This window comes from Pseudomonas fluorescens (genome assembly GCF_900636825.1).
GTDB classification, from domain to species: Bacteria; Pseudomonadota; Gammaproteobacteria; order Pseudomonadales; family Pseudomonadaceae; genus Aquipseudomonas; species Aquipseudomonas fluorescens_BG.
On the sequence record NZ_LR134318.1, the window covers coordinates 263,836 to 279,762 of the forward strand.

Genomic DNA, 15,927 nt, shown 5'->3' on the forward strand with positions numbered 1-15,927 from the left:
GTATGCTTGGCTCCTCGCAACGCCGTCGATACCGTTAAAAACCGATAAGAGAGCACTCGATGACCTACACCGCTGCCGAAAACCGCTACGACTCCATCCCCTACCGCCGCGTCGGCCGCAGCGGTCTGGTGCTGCCAGCGCTATCGCTGGGCCTTTGGCACAATTTCGGCGACAGCACGCCGATCGCCACCCAGCGCGCTCTGCTGCGCACGGCCTTCGATCTGGGCATCAACCACTTCGACCTCGCCAACAACTACGGCCCGCCGTATGGCAGCGCCGAGATCAATTTCGGACGCCTGCTTCGCGAGGACTTCAAGCAGTATCGCGACGAGCTGATCATCTCCAGCAAGGCCGGTTGGGACATGTGGCCCGGCCCTTACGGTCAGGGCGGTGGCTCACGCAAATACGTGCTCGCAAGCCTTGATCAGAGCCTGCAACGCCTCGGTCTCGATTATGTGGATATCTTCTATTCGCACCGTTTCGACCCGGACACGCCACTGGAAGAAACCGCCAGCGCCCTCGCCACGGCCGTGCAACAGGGCAAGGCGTTGTACATCGGTATCTCGTCTTACTCCGGGGTGAAAACCCGTGAGATGGCGGCGCTGCTGAAAGAGTGGAAAGTGCCGCTGCTGATTCATCAACCGGCATACAACCTGCTCAATCGCTGGGTGGAAAAAGATCTGCTCGATACCACCGATGAACTCGGCACGGGCGTGATTGCTTTCACCCCGCTGGCACAAGGTCTGCTCACCGACAAATACCTCAACGGCGTACCGGCAGATGCGCGGGTCAATCGTCCGGGCGGCGGTTCGTTGCAGGCTTCGCACTTGTCCGACGCCAACATCGCTCACGTGCGCGCGCTGAACGAAATCGCCCAGCGTCGCGGGCAAAGTCTGGCGCAACTGGCGCTGGCGTGGACGCTGCGCGATCCACGGGTGACCTCGGCGTTGATCGGGGCGAGCCGGCCGGAGCAGATTATCGAGAACGTCGGCGCGTTGAAGAATCTGAACTTCAGCGCTGAAGAACTTGCGGAGATTGACCGGTTTGCCCAAGAGGGTGGGATCAATCTGTGGGAGAAACCTTCGACGGCGGAGTGATTACGATTGGGTTGGATCAGCAGGATCCAACCCCCTCACCCCAGCCCTCTCCCCCAAGGGGCGAGGGGGAAAGGGAGCCGATCTTCATGCTCTTGAAAATTGAGTGCATCTCGAAATTTCAGGTCGATGTAGTTCGCCCAATCAACCCGGTCAGTCCCCTCTCCCTCCGGGAGAGGGTTAGGGTGAGGGGCTTTTGGCTGTAAAAACGATTCAACGAAAAAACGGCACATCCCCCAACACCGTCGCCCGCTGCATCACCCGTCGCGCGGGGCGGTAATCGTCAACCGCGTAATGCTGGGTCACGCGGTTGTCCCAGAACGCGATGTCGTCTTTCTGCCAGCGCCAGCGAATGGTGAATTCCGGCCTGGTCGCATGGGCAAACAGCAACTTCAAAATCGCGTCGCTCTCGGTTTCCGACAGCTCATTGATTTTCGAGGTAAACCCCTCATTGACGAACAGCGATCGCCGTCCGCTCACCGGATGGGTGCGAATCACCGGGTGTGACAGCGGTGGATTCTTGCGCCGCGCCTCTTCCCACTGCGCCAATGCCTCAGGCGTATTGCCGTAGCGCTCCAGCGGAAACGAGCGAGTGAAGTCGTGAGTCGCGGTCAGCCCTTCGAGCAAGACCTTCATCGGCGCCGACAGCGCTTCGTACGCAGCAATGCCGCTGGCCCACAGCGTGTCGCCACCAAATTCCGGCAGCAACTTGGCGCTGAGTACCGCGCCCATCGCCGGCGTCGGCAGGAAGGTCACGTCGGTGTGCCAGATCGCGTTGTCGCGCACGTCGGTGACGGCGGTGTCGAGGATCAGCACCTCCGGTTGTTCCGGTACGTTCGGGTAGATCGGGTGGATGTGCAGGTCGCCGAAATAATGCGCGAAACGTGCCTGTTGCGCCGGTTCGATCGGCTGGTTGCGGAAGAACAGCACCTGATACTTGAGCAGCGCCTGCTCGATGGCGTCGCGGTGTTCCGGGCTCAACGGCTGGCTGATGTCGACGCCGCCGATCTGCGCGCCGAGTGCCGAACTTAACGGGGTGATGTTGAGAATGCTCATGGTCTTTGTCTTCAATTCCGGAGTCATCGTCCCCCTGTAGGAGCTGCCGCAGGCTGCGATCTTTTGATCTTGTTTTCAAGAAGATCAAGATCAAAAGATCGCAGCCTGCGCCAGCTCCTACAGGGGTGATTAAAAAATGCTTTAGTGCGCCTGGCCGTGCCAAGGCACCAGTTTGCGCTGCAATGCGCGCAAGCCCATTTCCATGGCGAAGGCGATCAGGGCGATGACCAGGATTCCCAGCACCACCACGTCGGTAACAAGGAATTGCGCAGCGGACTGCACCATGAATCCCAGTCCGCTGGTGGCCGCGATCAATTCAGCAGCGACCAGCGTTGACCAACCAACCCCTAGACCAATGCGCACTCCAGTGAGAATGTCCGGCAATGCACTCGGCAAAATCACATGCCGAATCAGCTGTGCGCGAGTGGCGCCCAACGACTGCGCCGCACGCAATTTCGCCGGATCAACCGTACGCACGCCGGTCGCCGTGGCGATGGCAATCGGGGCGAAAATCGCCAGATAAATCAGCAGTACTTTCGACAGCTCGCCGATGCCGCACCAGATCACGATCAGCGGCAGATAAGCCAGCGGTGGAATAGGGCGGTAGAACTCGATCAGCGGATCGAGCACGCCACGGGCGATGCGGTTGGCACCGATGGCAATGCCGACGGGGACGGCGGTCAGAATGGCGAAACCCAGGCCCAGACCGATGCGACTCAGGCTGGCGCCCAAGTGCTGCCACAACGTCGAATCCATATACCCCGTGGTCGCCAGCAACCAGCTCTTTTGCAGCACGGCGGAGGGTGGCGGCAGGAACAGCGGTTCAATCAGGCCAGTAGCGGTCACCGCCCACCAGATCGCCAGCAAGCCGAAGAGGGTCAACAGGCTGATCCAGCGTGTGCTCAAACTGCGGCGCACCGGGAGGGCTACCGAAGATGTTTTTACCGCCGCAGCGGAAATGTCGTAACTGCTCATGCGCGCTCCTGCCGTTGCACGGCGCTGCGTTGCGAAAAGACTTTGCTCAGCACGTGCTCGCGGGTTTCGATGAAATGCGGATCCGACTTGATCGCCCGGGCCGATTCGCCAGCGGCATACCGCTGACCGAAATCCAGCTGCAGACGCTCCACGATCTGCCCCGGGTTCGGCGCCAGCAGGATCAGGTCGGTGGCGAGGAACACGGCTTCTTCGATGTCGTGGGTAATCAGGAAAACCGGCTTGGCGGTGCGCTGCCAGACTTGCAGCAATAGCTCCTGCATCTGCTCGCGGGTGAATGCATCGAGTGCGCCGAACGGTTCGTCCATCAGCAATACGCGCGGATCGGCAGCGAGGGCGCGGGCGAGGCCGACGCGCTGTTTCTGGCCACCGGACAGTTGCCAGATACGCCGGTCTTCAAACCCGGCAAGATCGACCAGCGCGAGCATTTCCCGCGCCCGTTGTTCACGTTTGCTTTTGCCGACGCCGGCCAGTTCGAGGCCGAACGCGACGTTGGCCAGCACGTCCTGCCAAGGCAGCAACGCATCGTCCTGAAATACCACGCCACGTTCGGCGCTCGGGCCTTTGACCGGCACACCGTCGAGGGTGATGCGCCCGGCGCTCGGCTCGACGAAGCCAGCAATCAGGTTCAACAGCGAAGTCTTGCCACTGCCGGACGGGCCGAGGGCAACCAGCAATTGCTGCGGCCCCAGGTTCAGGGAAATGTCCGCCAGCACAGGTTCCGGGCTGCCCGGGTACTGTGCGCTGATGCGCTCCAGCTGTAGCAAGGCCATCGCAGTTGTCTCCCGATCAGTTGGTGATGAATTTGGCGCTGACGTACGGCGCGTAATCCGGCAGCACGGCTTCGACCTTGCCCTGTTCCTTGAGGAATACGGCGGTGTCGGTGATGGCTTTGGTGGTCGGCGCGCCGAGGTCGCTGACCTGGTCCGCCGCCAGTGGATAGACGTTGCCTTGCAGCAATAACGGAATGTCGCTGGCCTTGGCGCCAGACAGCTTCACCAGTTTGTCGACATTGGATTGATTGGCCAGCCAGGCCTTTGGATCCTTGCGGTAGTCGGCATAGGCATCCAGGGTGACCTTGGCAAACGCGGTGACAATTTCCGGGTGCTTCTCGGCGAAGTCTTTGCGCACGATCCACGCATCGAAGGTCGGCGCGCCGAACTTCGCCAACTCGCCGGAGGTGATCAGCACTTTGCCGTTTTCCTTGGCCACGCCGAGTGCCGGATCCCAAACATAAGTGGCGTCGATATCACCGCGTTTCCACGCCGCGATGATTGCCGGCGGTGCAAGATTGAGCACGGTGACTTGCGACGGATCGATGTTCCAGTGCTTCAGCGCTGCAAGCAGGCTGTAGTGACCGGTGGACACGAACGGCACGGCGATTTTCTTGCCGATCAGATCCTGCGGGGTCTTGATGCCCGAGCCGTCGCGAGCGACCAAGGCTTCAGCGGCGCCGATCTGCGTGGCGATGAGGAAGGTTTCGACCGGGACTTTGCGAGTGATTGCAGCGGTCAACGGGCTCGAACCGAGGTAGCCGATCTGCACGTCGCCGGATGCGATGGCGGCGATGATGTCGGCGCCGTTGTCGAACTTGCGCCACGCGATGTCGGCATTGGTGGCTTTTTCGTATGCGCCATCGGCCTGGGCGACTTTCGCCGGGTCAACGGTGGTTTGGTAGGCGACGGTGAGATCGGCGGCCTGAGCCAGAAAACTTGCGGCGGCCAGCGAGGCAGCGGCGAGCAGGCGAAGCGGGAAATTCAGTTTCAATTGAGAGCTCCAGATCAGGCGACCGAATGTCGGCGTGAAAGGAGACTAAATGATCTAAGAATCGCTAAATAAATAACTTTTTAGAATTAGCTTATGAGCGGAAAAAACATGCACAAAGCAAAAGATCGCAGCCTGCGGCAGCTCCTACAGGAAATCTCATTCCCATGTAGGAGCTGCCGCAGGCTGCGATCTTTTTACCGACAAGCTTTTAATTACTGATTGCGAGAATGCTCGCCTGATACGAGCCAACGAACACGTCGAAGTCACCGACTTCGTTCTGCTCCAGCTCAGCCTGCGCTGCCAGTGAAGTGCGCGCCAGTTCCTCAAACTTCGCCTGTTCATCCGCTGCCAACGGCTCGCTACGGAAAAACGCGGCATGCGCCTGGCTCTGACGCAACGAGAACTGCGCAAAGCTTTCCTTGTGCTCAGCCATCGCCGCCAGCACCTGCGCCGACGGTGTCAGCGACGGATCGCTGACCTTGGCCAGCTGTGCGTCCAGCGCTTTGCTGTGGGCATCGCCGCCATGGCTCTGATCCAGCAACGCCGCCAGCGGGGCGATTTGTTCCAGCAGTTCGGCTGCCCAGGTCTTCATTTCGACCGCTTCGCCGTCGCGCTGCAATTGCAGGCCCGGACGGCGACCTTCTTTCACTACGCTGAGGAAGTTCGCGGTGGCGTTGCCGCACGACGTGTTGGTCAGCAACGGGCTGTCGTTCAGCGCGCAATACAGCAGGAACGCGTCGAGGAAGCGCGACTCGGTCAGGTCGATGCCCAGCTGCAGGAACGGGTTGATGTCCAGGCAGCGCACTTCAACGTACTGGATGCCACGGGCCATCAGCGCCTGAATCGGCCGCTCGCCGGTATAGGTCACGCGTTTCGGGCGGATGTTGGAGTAGTACTCGTTTTCGATCTGCAGGATGTTGGTGTTGAGTTGCACCCACTCACCGTCCTTGTGCGTACCCACTTCAACATACGGCGCGTAGGGTGTGGCTACGGCTTTGCGCAGGCTGTCGGTGTAGCTCACCAGATCGTTGTAGCAAGGCGTCAGACCGGCCTGGGCGTTGCTCTGATAACCGAGGTCGCTCATGCGCAGGCTGGTCGCGTACGGCAGATACAAAGTGTCGGGATCCAGCTGTTCGAGCTGATGCGAACGGCCGCGCAGGAAACCGGCATCCAGCGCTGGCGAAGCACCGAACAGGTACATCAGCAGCCAGCTATAGCGGCGGAAATTGCGGATCAGCGCGATGTAGGACACGGACTGGAAGTCGCGGTCAGTGCCGACGAAACCTTCCTTTTCGCGCAGCAGCGGCCAGAGCTTTTCCGGCAGGGAAAAATTGTAGTGAATCCCGGCGATGCATTGCATGGTTTTGCCGTACCGCAGGGCCAGGCCCTTGCGATACACATACTTGAGCTGACCGATGTTGGAGGTGCCGTAATAGGCGATCGGAATGTCTTCCTCGGCCGGCAACGGGCACGGCATCGATGGGCTCCACAGGTATTCGTTGCCGAGTTTGCTGTAGGCGAAACGATGAATCTTGTCCAGGCTCGCCAGCGTGTCGGCCGGGTCGGGCAGCGCAGGCGTGATGAATTCCAGCAGCGACTCGGAGTAGTCGGTGGTGATCTGTTCGTTGGTCAGCGCGGAACCCAAAGCTTCGGGGTGCGGCGTTTGCGCCAGGCGACCTTCGCTGGTCACGCGCAGGCATTCACGTTCGATACCGTGCAGGCACTGCTCGAGCAGAGAGAGGTTAGCGCGCTCGCCGAGCATAGCCAGGCGGCGGTTGAGAAGTTCGCTCAATTTGGATTCCTTCACGCGTCAGTCGCCCCAATATGGGGGTGGGCAGGACGGTCTACAAGGGTGAAGTTGAAACTGGCGTTATCGCCTGGTTTTTCTAGCCAATCAGCCGCACACATAGCCTGTAGGAGCTGCCGCAGGCTGCGATCTTTTGATTTGGTTTTTCAATAGCAAGGTCAAAAGATCGCAGCCTGCGGCAGCTCCTACAGAATTCGTTGCGCCGAAATTAACTCAAAACGATGACCGGTAGCTACAGGACAGCGAACGTGCCTTGTGCTTTCGCGACCAGTTTGTCGCCCTGCATCACCTCGGCTTCGACCACCAGCGTGCGCCGGCCCGGGTGAATGACCCGCGCCGTGCACATCACCTCGCCGTCGGAAACGGCGCGGATATAGTTGATCTTGCATTCGATGGTCACGCTCTGCTGATCGAAGCCGTGGGTGCTGGAACAGGCCAGCCCCATGGCGATGTCGACCAGACTGAACAGCGCACCGCCGTGCAATTTGCCGCCGCGGTTGCGCAGTTCAGGCTCCAGCCCCAGGGCGACTTGCGCCACCCCGGTTTCCAGGCTGTGCAGGCGGCAGCCCAACAGCTGGAAAAATGCGCTTTCGACGAGCCCGGCCGGAATCTCCATCAGCGTTTCTTCAATTGCTTGGCGTTGGCGAACAGCGAGGCCATCGCATTGTTCACCGGCGAGGCCGTGACGGTTTCCTTGCGTGGCGCGTTGTTCGACGGCTGGCGCTGTGCCGAGCCCGGACGCGAGCCACGGGCACCGTCGATTTTTTCGCCCGGCGTGTCGCCCATGCGCATCGACAGGCCGACGCGTTTGCGCGGAATGTCGACTTCCATGACCTTCACTTTCACCACGTCGCCGGCCTTCACCGCTTCACGCGGATCCTTGATGAATTTCTCCGACAGCGCCGAAATGTGCACCAGACCATCCTGATGCACACCGATGTCGACGAACGCGCCGAAGGCCGTCACGTTGGTCACCACGCCTTCGAGGATCATCCCCAGTTGCAGGTCCTTGAGATCTTCGACGCCTTCCTGGAACTCCGCGGTCTTGAACTCCGGGCGCGGGTCGCGACCGGGTTTTTCCAGTTCTTGCAGAATGTCGGTGACGGTCGGCAGACCGAAAGTCTCATCGGTGAATTTTTTCGGGTCGAGACGCTTGAGGAACTCGGCGTCGCCGATCAGCGAGCGGATATCGCGGTCGGTTTCAGCCGCGATGCGTTGCACCAGCGGATAGGCTTCCGGGTGCACTGCCGACGAATCCAGCGGGTTGTCGCCATTCATTACCCGCAGGAAACCGGCGGCCTGCTCGAAGGTTTTTTCGCCCAGACGCGCGACTTTCTTCAGCGCCGCACGGGTTTTGAATGCGCCGTGCTCATCGCGGTGAGCGACGATGTTTTGTGCCAGCGTCGCGTTAAGGCCGGAGATGCGTGCCAGCAGCGCGACCGACGCAGTGTTCACGTCTACGCCGACGGCGTTCACGCAGTCCTCGACCACCGCATCCAGACCGCGCGCCAGTTTCAGTTGCGAAACGTCGTGCTGATACTGGCCGACACCGATGGATTTCGGATCGATTTTCACCAGTTCGGCGAGCGGATCCTGCAGACGACGGGCGATGGACACCGCGCCACGAATCGACACGTCGAGGTCTGGGAACTCCTTGGCGGCCAGTTCCGATGCCGAGTACACCGATGCGCCAGCCTCGGAAACCATGACCTTGGTCATTTTCATTGCCGGGTATTTTTTGATCAGCTCGATCGCCAGCTTATCGGTCTCGCGGCTGGCGGTGCCGTTGCCGATGGCGATCAGGTCAACCGAGTGCTTGGCGCACAGGGCGGCCAGAATGGCGATGGTCTGGTCCCATTTGTTGTGCGGCACGTGCGGGTAGACCGTGGCGTGATCGAGCAGCTTGCCGGTCGAATCGACCACGGCCACTTTGCAACCGGTTCGCAGGCCCGGATCGAGGCCCAGGGTTGCACGCGGGCCGGCAGGGGCGGCCAGCAGCAGGTCGTGCAGGTTGTGGGCGAAGACGTTGATCGCTTCGGTTTCGGCGCCGTCGCGCAGTTCGCCGAGCAGGTCGGTTTCCAGGTGCGTGTAGAGCTTGACCTTCCACGTCCAGCGCACCACTTCACCGAGCCATTTGTCGGCTGGGCGATTCTGGTTCTGGATACCGAACTGCTGGCCGATCATGCCCTCGCACGGGTGCATGGTGCCTGGCAGTTCGTCGCCGACCTTCAGTGCCGAGCTGAGAATGCCTTCGTTGCGGCCACGGAAAATGGCCAGCGCACGGTGCGATGGCATGCTTTTCAGCGGTTCGTCGTGTTCGAAGTAGTCGCGGAACTTGGCGCCTTCTTCTTCCTTGCCGGCAATCACGCGGGCACTGAGAGTGGCTTCCTGTTTCAGGTAGTTACGCAATTTTTCCAGGAGACTGGCGTCCTCGGCGAAGCGTTCCATCAGGATGTACTTCGCGCCTTCCAGCGCAGCCTTCACATCGGCCACGCCTTTCTCGGCGTCGACGAAGCGTGCGGCTTCGGTTTCCGGAGACAGATTCGGGTCGTTGAACAAACCGTCGGCCAGTTCGCCGAGGCCGGCTTCCAGGGCAATCTGGCCCTTGGTGCGGCGCTTTTGCTTGTACGGCAGGTACAAGTCTTCGAGGCGGGTTTTGGTGTCGGCGAGCTTGATGTCGCGCTCGAGTTGCGGGGTAAGTTTGCCTTGCTCCTCGATGCTGGCGAGGATGCTGATACGCCGTTCGTCGAGTTCTCGCAGGTAGCGCAGACGTTCTTCCAGATGACGCAACTGGGTGTCATCGAGGCTGCCGGTGACTTCTTTCCGGTAACGGGCGATGAAGGGAACGGTAGAGCCTTCATCGAGTAGCGCGACGGCCGCTTCGACCTGTTGTGGGCGTACGCCGAGTTCCTCGGCAATGCGGCTGTTGATGCTGTCCATAAAACCACCTGACATAGTGTGAAAGCAGGCTCGCAGGCGCACAAATAAAGGCCCGGAGTCTGATTGAGCGGCTAGAAAATTGCCGCTGCCTGGATCAACAGGCAGACCGTTGACCCGTTAAATCGAACAATTACTGCGCAGGCGAGGAAAAAGTCCCTGCCACCTGCGGTAACGATTCAGACGTTGCCTGGCACAAAACGCCGCGCATTATAACCAGCGTTCTGTCATTCGGGGGCGTTGCAGTCTGTAGGCATAAACCCCGGTTTTATGGCAGTGAAGGAAAAATCTGCTAACAATGCACACGGTGCGTATAACGGCAGCTACGCCATAATGCGCGCCGAGCTAAAAGGAGCATCCAATGAGCAGCACTGCACAAACTGCTGAAGGCGAAAAAATTCTCATCGTTGACGACGATCCAGGGCTGAGCAGCCTGCTGGAACGCTTTTTCGTCAGCAAGGGCTACCGTGCCCGCACCGTTCCGAACACCGAGCAAATGGATCGTCTGTTGTCGCGCGAGGTGTTCAATCTGGTCGTTCTCGATCTGATGCTGCCGGGCGAAGATGGCCTGACCGCGTGCCGCCGTCTGCGCGCCGCGAACAATCAGATTCCGATCATCATGCTCACCGCCAAGGGCGACGAGATCAGTCGCATCAAGGGCCTGGAACTGGGCGCCGACGATTATCTGGCCAAGCCGTTCAACCCGGACGAGCTGATGGCGCGGGTCAAAGCGGTATTGCGTCGTCAGGCCGCACCGGTGCCGGGCGCGCCGGGCAGCGAAGACGAAAACGTCACCTTTGGTGATTACGTGTTGTCGCTGGCGACTCGCGAACTGAAGCGCGGCGACGAAGTGCACATGCTCACCACAGGTGAGTTTGCGGTACTCAAGGCGCTGGTGATGAACGCGCGCCAACCGTTGACTCGCGACAAGCTGATGAACCTGGCCCGTGGCCGCGAATGGGATGCCCTCGAGCGTTCCATCGACGTGCAGATTTCCCGTCTGCGCCGGATGATCGAACCCGACCCGTCCAAACCGCGTTACATCCAGACTGTCTGGGGCGTGGGTTACGTGTTCGTGCCGGATGGCGCCGCCACCAAGTGATCGGCGATTTGTAGGAGCGGGTCTGTCGGCCCGGGTTGAGTGACCCGGCTCGCAGACTCGCAATCCGCAATATGCGAGCATTGCTCGCTCCTGCAAGTGTGTAGCGGTTATTCATGAAAACCCCCGTCTGGTTCCCCCAAAGTTTTTTCTCCCGCACCCTCTGGCTGGTGCTCATCGTCGTGCTGTTTTCCAAGGCGCTGACTCTGGTTTATCTGTTGATGAACGAGGACGTGCTGGTCGACCGTCAATACAGCCACGGCGTCGCCCTGACGCTGCGCGCCTATTGGGCAGCCGATGAAGAAAACCGCGCGAAAATTGCCGATGCCGCGACGCTGATACGCGTGGTCGGCGCCGGTGTCCCGGAAGGCGAGCAGCACTGGCCGTACAGCGAGATTTACCAGCGGCAGATGCAGGCGGAGTTGGGCGCCGACACCGAAGTGCGGCTGCGCATGCACTCGCCGCCGGCGTTGTGGGTTCGCGCGCCGAGCCTGGGTGATGGCTGGCTGAAAGTGCCGTTGTATCCGCATCCGTTGCGCGGTCAGAAAATCTGGAACGTGCTCGGCTGGTTCCTCGCCATCGGCCTGCTGTCGACGGCATCGGCATGGATTTTCGTCAGCCAGCTGAATCAGCCGCTCAAGCGTCTGGTCTACGCCGCACGGCAACTCGGCCAGGGTCGCAGCGTGCGCCTGCCGATCAGCGATACGCCGAGCGAGATGACCGAGGTTTATCGCGCCTTCAACCAGATGGCGGAAGATGTCGAGCAGGCCGGCCGCGAGCGCGAATTGATGCTCGCCGGGGTTTCCCACGACTTGCGCACACCCTTGACCCGGTTGCGCCTGTCGCTGGAATTGATGGGCGACCGCAATGACCTGACTGACGACATGGTGCGCGACATCGAAGACATGGACGCGATCCTCGACCAGTTCCTCGCGTTCATTCGTGACGGGCGTGACGAATCGGTGGAAGAGGTCGATCTCAGCGATCTGGTGCGCGAAGTCGCTGCCCCATACAACCAGAACGAAGAGAAAGTGCGTCTGCGCCTGGAGCCGATTCAGCCGTTTCCGTTACGTCGGGTGTCGATGAAAAGACTGCTCAACAACCTGATCGGTAATGCCTTGAATCACGCCGGCAGTAATGTCGAAGTCGCGGCTTATGTGTCCGGTGACGTCAGCGCACCGTACGTGGTGCTGAGCGTGATGGACCGCGGGGCGGGGATCGATCCTTCGGAACTCGAGGCGATTTTCAACCCGTTTACCCGGGGCGATCGGGCCCGGGGCGGGAAGGGCACGGGTTTGGGACTGGCGATCGTCAAGCGGATCGCGGCGATGCATGGCGGCAATGTCGAATTGCGCAATCGCTCCGGTGGCGGGCTCGAGGCGCGGGTAAGGTTGCCGCTTGGATTGATGTTGCCCAGAGATGCGGTCTAAAAGCAGCTTCAAGCTTCAAGCTTCAAGCTTCAAGCAAATGCGCTTTTAGCTCGCAGCTTGAAGCTTGCCACTAGAAGCTGCTTCTCTAGCCTTTGCCTTTGGTGCGGGTCATATTCGGCCCGCCATTCTTCTCAAGATGCTCGATGATGATCCCGGCCACGTTCTTCCCCGTGGTGGTCTCGATCCCTTCCAGCCCCGGCGACGAGTTCACCTCCATCACCAGCGGCCCGTGATTGGAGCGCAGGATATCCACACCCGCCACTGCCAGGCCCATGACCTTGGCGGCGCGTAACGCAGTCATGCGTTCTTCCGGGGTGATCTTGATCAGGCTGGCACTGCCGCCGCGGTGCAGATTGGAACGAAACTCACCGGGTTTGGCCTGGCGCTTCATTGCTGCAATGACTTTGTCGCCGACAACGAAACAGCGGATGTCCGCACCGCCAGCTTCCTTGATGTATTCCTGCACCATGATGTTCTGCTTCAGGCCCATGAACGCTTCGATCACCGATTCCGCTGCGGTCGCGGTTTCGCACAGCACAACACCGATGCCTTGCGTGCCTTCCAGCACTTTGATCACCAGCGGTGCGCCGTTGACCATGGCGATCAGGTCGGGAATGTCATCCGGCGAATGAGCGAAGCCGGTCACCGGCAAACCGATGCCGCGCCGCGACAGCAGTTGCAGCGAACGCAATTTGTCCCGCGAGCGGGCAATCGCTACCGATTCGTTGAGCGGAAAAACCCCCATCATTTCGAACTGACGCAACACCGCACAGCCATAAAACGTCACCGACGCACCGATCCGTGGAATCACCGCATCAAAGCCTTCAAGCGGCTTGCCGCGATAGTGGATCTGCGGCTTGTGGCTGGCGATGTTCATGTAGGCGCGCAGGGTGTCGATCACCACCATTTCATGCCCGCGCTCGGTTCCGGCTTCGACCAGACGGCGGGTGGAATACAGACGCGGATTGCGCGACAGCACAGCGATCTTCATGCAACACCTGTGGAAGAGGTAGATACCGGGAACACCGGCTTGTCTTGTACATATTTGATACCCGGATTGACCACCAACTGGCCATCGATCAGGGCTTTGGAACCGAGTAACAGGCGATAACGCATGGACTTGCGGCAGGCGAGCGTGAACTCGATCGGCCAGACACGATCACCGAGCGCCAATGTGGTGCTGATCACATAGCGCTCCTGCGCATGGCCGTTGGAGCTTTTGATGGTTTTGCGCGTTACCAGCGGCGCTTCACAGCGGCGGTGGCGCAACTGCACCACGGTGCCCAGATGCGCGGTGAAGCGCACCCATTTTTCGCCATCGCGTTCGAACGGTTCGATGTCGGTGGCGTGCAGGCTGGAGGTGCTGGCACCGGTGTCGATTTTGGCGCGCAGGCCCGCCACTCCCAAATCCGGGAGCGCCACCCACTCACGCAGACCGACAACGGTCAAATGATCAAATGTTTTCAATGAAAGAAACCAACGATTAACGCGTCCAGACCTCGGGTGAAATCCGGGCCAACGCTTTGAACGCAGGTTTGGCGAACCAGTAACCCTGCATCAGAAATATTCCACAGTCCGCGAGGAAATCCCGTTCACCGGCGCTTTCGATACCTTCGGCGATGACTGTAACGTCCAACTCCGCACAGATTGTGACAATCCCCCGAACGATCGCCTGACGGACACGGTCTTGATCGACATCGCGGATCAGCGCCATGTCGAGTTTGATCAGGTCCGGTTGGAAGTCAGCCAGCAGATTGAGCCCCGAATAACCGGCACCGAAATCGTCGATGGCGGTCTTGAAGCCGAATTCGCGGTATTCACGCAGAATATTGGTCAAATGGCGATAGTTATCTACGTGCTCGCTTTCCAGGGTTTCGAAAATCAGTCGGTTGATCGGGAAATTGTGTTTTTTTGCCGCCTCCAGGGTGCTGCGAATACATAGCTCTGGACGATAGACGGCGTTGGGCATGAAGTTGATCGACAAGTGTGTCTGCATATTTAGATCGGCCGCGCCCTGGATGGCGCGGGTCCGGCAGAGCTGGTCGAAGCGGTAGCGGTTATCTTCTGTAACCTGATCTAACACGGTAAATGCGCCTTCCCCCGCCACGCCCCGAACCAGTGCTTCATGGGCAAATACCGTCTGGTCGCGCAGGTCGACAATCGGTTGGTAGGCGAAAGAAAAGTCAAAGTCCAGCGGCTCGCTTTGCTGGCAGCCCTGGCAACCGGCCTTGGCCGAGGTTAATGAGGTTGGAAATTTAGTCACTCGATCACTCCACGCCGTTGTGCCGGCCCAGATCACAGTCTATCTGGAGGGCCGAATTCTTGCGCCCCACAGAAACGGTAGTACAGTTCCGACTATTGGCTGAACGAGGAATTCACATGGCACAAAAAAGCGAAGAGGACGACAAGGTTCGTCTCGACAAATGGCTGTGGGCCGCGCGTTTTTATAAAACCCGTGCGTTGGCAAAAGCGGCCATCGAAAGTGGCAAGGTGCATTGTCGAGGTGAGCGCTGCAAGCCTGGCAAAGAACCCCGCATCGGCGATGAGTTCGAAATACGTACCGGTTTTGAAGTGCGCACCGTGAGAGTGGAAGCGCTGTCGATCGTGCGGCGTGGCGCACCCGAGGCGCAGACGTTGTACGCGGAGACCGAGGCGAGCATTGCCAAACGTGAGGCGGCTGCGGCAATGCGCAAGGCGGGGTCGCTGGGCGTCAGCACCGATGGCAAGCCGAGCAAGAAGCAGCGGCGGGATCTGTTCAAGTTACGCGGCGGCAATAACGACGAGTAAAAAGATCGCAGCCTGCGACGGCTCTTAGACCATCGCGCCTTCCTGTAGGAGCTGCCGCAGGCTGCGATCTTTTAACGTCGCCACCATTTAGCGGGCGGAAACAACACTCATCCGGGCAACCCCCGGTAATTTGCCCAATAGTCCAAAAATCGGCGCCGTCACCTTCAACCAGCCATTCGCTGAGTGAAAGGCAAATGGCGTGTAATAGCCCCAGCCCAACGCCCACACCGCCAGCAACACACCACCGATGTAATCGTCCTGACCCCAATGCGCTCCGGCCACCAGTCGCGGCAGCATGAACAGCACCGCCAGGCCCCAGACCGTCAGAAACTGCCCGCCCGTGCGGCTGAACACGCCCATGAACAGTGCCCAGATCAACAGCACCGAAGCGTGATCACCGGGAAAACTCTGGCTGGAGCGATCTTTCAGTTCCCAGGTTTTTTCCAGATTCGGGAAGTAATCACTGATGTGCACGGCCCCCTCAAGCACCATGGACGGGCTGCTGTGCTGCCAATCCATGTAGTCGGCGAACTTGGAAAACAGCGCACGAATCACCACCATCAACAACAGGATCGAAAGAAAGCCGAAGAATGCCCGGCGTACATCGACCGCTTTGAATACCCAGTCGCCCTTGATCAACAGCGTCAGCAGGACCAGGCCAACGACGATATCGAACGGACGCAGACTTGCAATTGCCCAGATGTGGAGCCATATCGGGTTGCTGGCCAAAGGATTGTTGAGTGAGCGGAACAGCCACTCGTCGAAAATCACACACAGCATCTGGCCCGTAGGCCATAACCAGAAAGCCAGTAGCGCCAGCGGCACTACGTTGCACAGAACCAGCCGGCCGAGGTTCCACCTTGATTGGAACAAATCCGGATTGTTCATAAAATGCCTCCAATGGCCGAACAGTCAGCACCAAAAATTGTGCCGAGAAGCGCGAATTTTCATGTTTTG

The 15,927-nt window shown here is 59.7% G+C and carries 15 protein-coding genes; 4 read left to right on the forward strand and 11 right to left on the reverse strand.

Features of this window, described 5'->3' with window-relative positions:
• Positions 1–59 precede the first annotated feature (59 nt).
• Positions 60–1,097: an L-glyceraldehyde 3-phosphate reductase gene (mgrA, locus tag EL257_RS01170; protein WP_126359082.1), complete on the forward strand. Its 1,038-nt coding sequence runs from the start codon at positions 60–62 to the stop codon at positions 1,095–1,097.
• Positions 1,098–1,307: 210 nt separating this feature from the next.
• On the opposite strand, the gene tauD is transcribed toward mgrA, so the two are convergent.
• The 7 genes from tauD to EL257_RS01205 all read right to left on the reverse strand — a co-directional run bounded on the left by tauD (position 1,308) and on the right by EL257_RS01205 (position 9,657).
• Entirely contained in the window at positions 1,308–2,150 is an 843-nt protein-coding gene (gene tauD, locus EL257_RS01175; RefSeq protein ID WP_126359084.1) for a taurine dioxygenase, read from the reverse strand.
• 141 nt (positions 2,151–2,291) lie between these two features.
• On the reverse strand, positions 2,292–3,125 hold the full coding sequence (tauC, locus tag EL257_RS01180; RefSeq protein ID WP_126359086.1) for a taurine ABC transporter permease TauC: 834 nt from the start codon (positions 3,123–3,125) through the stop codon (positions 2,292–2,294).
• Positions 3,122–3,916 carry a taurine ABC transporter ATP-binding subunit gene (tauB, locus tag EL257_RS01185; RefSeq protein ID WP_126359088.1) on the reverse strand — a complete coding sequence of 265 codons (795 nt, stop codon included), beginning with the start codon at positions 3,914–3,916 and terminating at the stop codon, positions 3,122–3,124. The genes tauC and tauB overlap by 4 nt, the downstream gene beginning before the upstream one ends.
• Before the next feature lie 16 nt (positions 3,917–3,932).
• Positions 3,933–4,910: a taurine ABC transporter substrate-binding protein gene (tauA, locus tag EL257_RS01190; RefSeq protein ID WP_126359090.1), complete on the reverse strand. Its 978-nt coding sequence runs from the start codon at positions 4,908–4,910 to the stop codon at positions 3,933–3,935.
• A gap of 208 nt (positions 4,911–5,118) precedes the next feature.
• Entirely contained in the window at positions 5,119–6,702 is a 1,584-nt protein-coding gene (gene gshA, locus EL257_RS01195; RefSeq protein ID WP_126359092.1) for a glutamate--cysteine ligase, read from the reverse strand.
• Positions 6,703–6,949: 247 nt separating this feature from the next.
• A complete protein-coding gene (locus EL257_RS01200; protein WP_126359094.1) occupies positions 6,950–7,333 on the reverse strand; it encodes a PaaI family thioesterase in 384 nt (127 codons plus the stop codon).
• Complete coding sequence (locus EL257_RS01205) at positions 7,333–9,657, reverse strand: Tex family protein (protein WP_126359096.1); 2,325 nt, start codon at positions 9,655–9,657, stop codon at positions 7,333–7,335. Before EL257_RS01205 ends, EL257_RS01200 begins: the two co-directional genes overlap by 1 nt.
• Positions 9,658–10,015: 358 nt before the next feature.
• Between EL257_RS01205 and ompR the strand changes: the two genes are divergently transcribed.
• Together ompR and EL257_RS01215 are read left to right on the forward strand one after the other, a co-directional pair.
• Positions 10,016–10,756 (forward strand): two-component system response regulator OmpR, encoded by a 741-nt coding sequence (gene ompR / locus EL257_RS01210; RefSeq protein ID WP_008080479.1) that lies wholly within the window; start codon positions 10,016–10,018, stop codon positions 10,754–10,756.
• A gap of 113 nt (positions 10,757–10,869) precedes the next feature.
• On the forward strand, positions 10,870–12,183 hold the full coding sequence (locus EL257_RS01215) for an ATP-binding protein (RefSeq protein ID WP_126359098.1): 1,314 nt from the start codon (positions 10,870–10,872) through the stop codon (positions 12,181–12,183).
• 85 nt (positions 12,184–12,268) lie between these two features.
• Here the strand turns inward: EL257_RS01215 and rimK are convergent, their stop codons facing one another.
• From rimK to EL257_RS01230, 3 genes are all read right to left on the reverse strand, one after another.
• Positions 12,269–13,174, reverse strand: a complete 906-nt coding sequence (rimK, locus tag EL257_RS01220; protein WP_121731683.1) for a 30S ribosomal protein S6--L-glutamate ligase — start codon at positions 13,172–13,174, stop codon at positions 12,269–12,271.
• A complete protein-coding gene (locus tag EL257_RS01225) occupies positions 13,171–13,584 on the reverse strand; it encodes an ATP-dependent zinc protease (protein ID WP_232013092.1) in 414 nt (137 codons plus the stop codon). Before EL257_RS01225 ends, rimK begins: the two co-directional genes overlap by 4 nt.
• Before the next feature lie 82 nt (positions 13,585–13,666).
• Positions 13,667–14,446 carry an EAL domain-containing protein gene (locus tag EL257_RS01230; RefSeq protein ID WP_126367961.1) on the reverse strand — a complete coding sequence of 260 codons (780 nt, stop codon included), beginning with the start codon at positions 14,444–14,446 and terminating at the stop codon, positions 13,667–13,669.
• 116 nt (positions 14,447–14,562) lie between these two features.
• Here EL257_RS01230 and EL257_RS01235 point away from each other — a divergent pair, with 116 nt between their 5' ends.
• Positions 14,563–14,970 carry an RNA-binding S4 domain-containing protein gene (locus EL257_RS01235; RefSeq protein ID WP_126359100.1) on the forward strand — a complete coding sequence of 136 codons (408 nt, stop codon included), beginning with the start codon at positions 14,563–14,565 and terminating at the stop codon, positions 14,968–14,970.
• An 87-nt stretch (positions 14,971–15,057) separates the two neighbouring features.
• Here EL257_RS01235 and EL257_RS01240 read toward each other — a convergent pair whose 3' ends face one another.
• Positions 15,058–15,858: a phosphatase PAP2 family protein gene (locus tag EL257_RS01240; protein ID WP_126359102.1), complete on the reverse strand. Its 801-nt coding sequence runs from the start codon at positions 15,856–15,858 to the stop codon at positions 15,058–15,060.
• Positions 15,859–15,927: the final 69 nt, after the last annotated feature.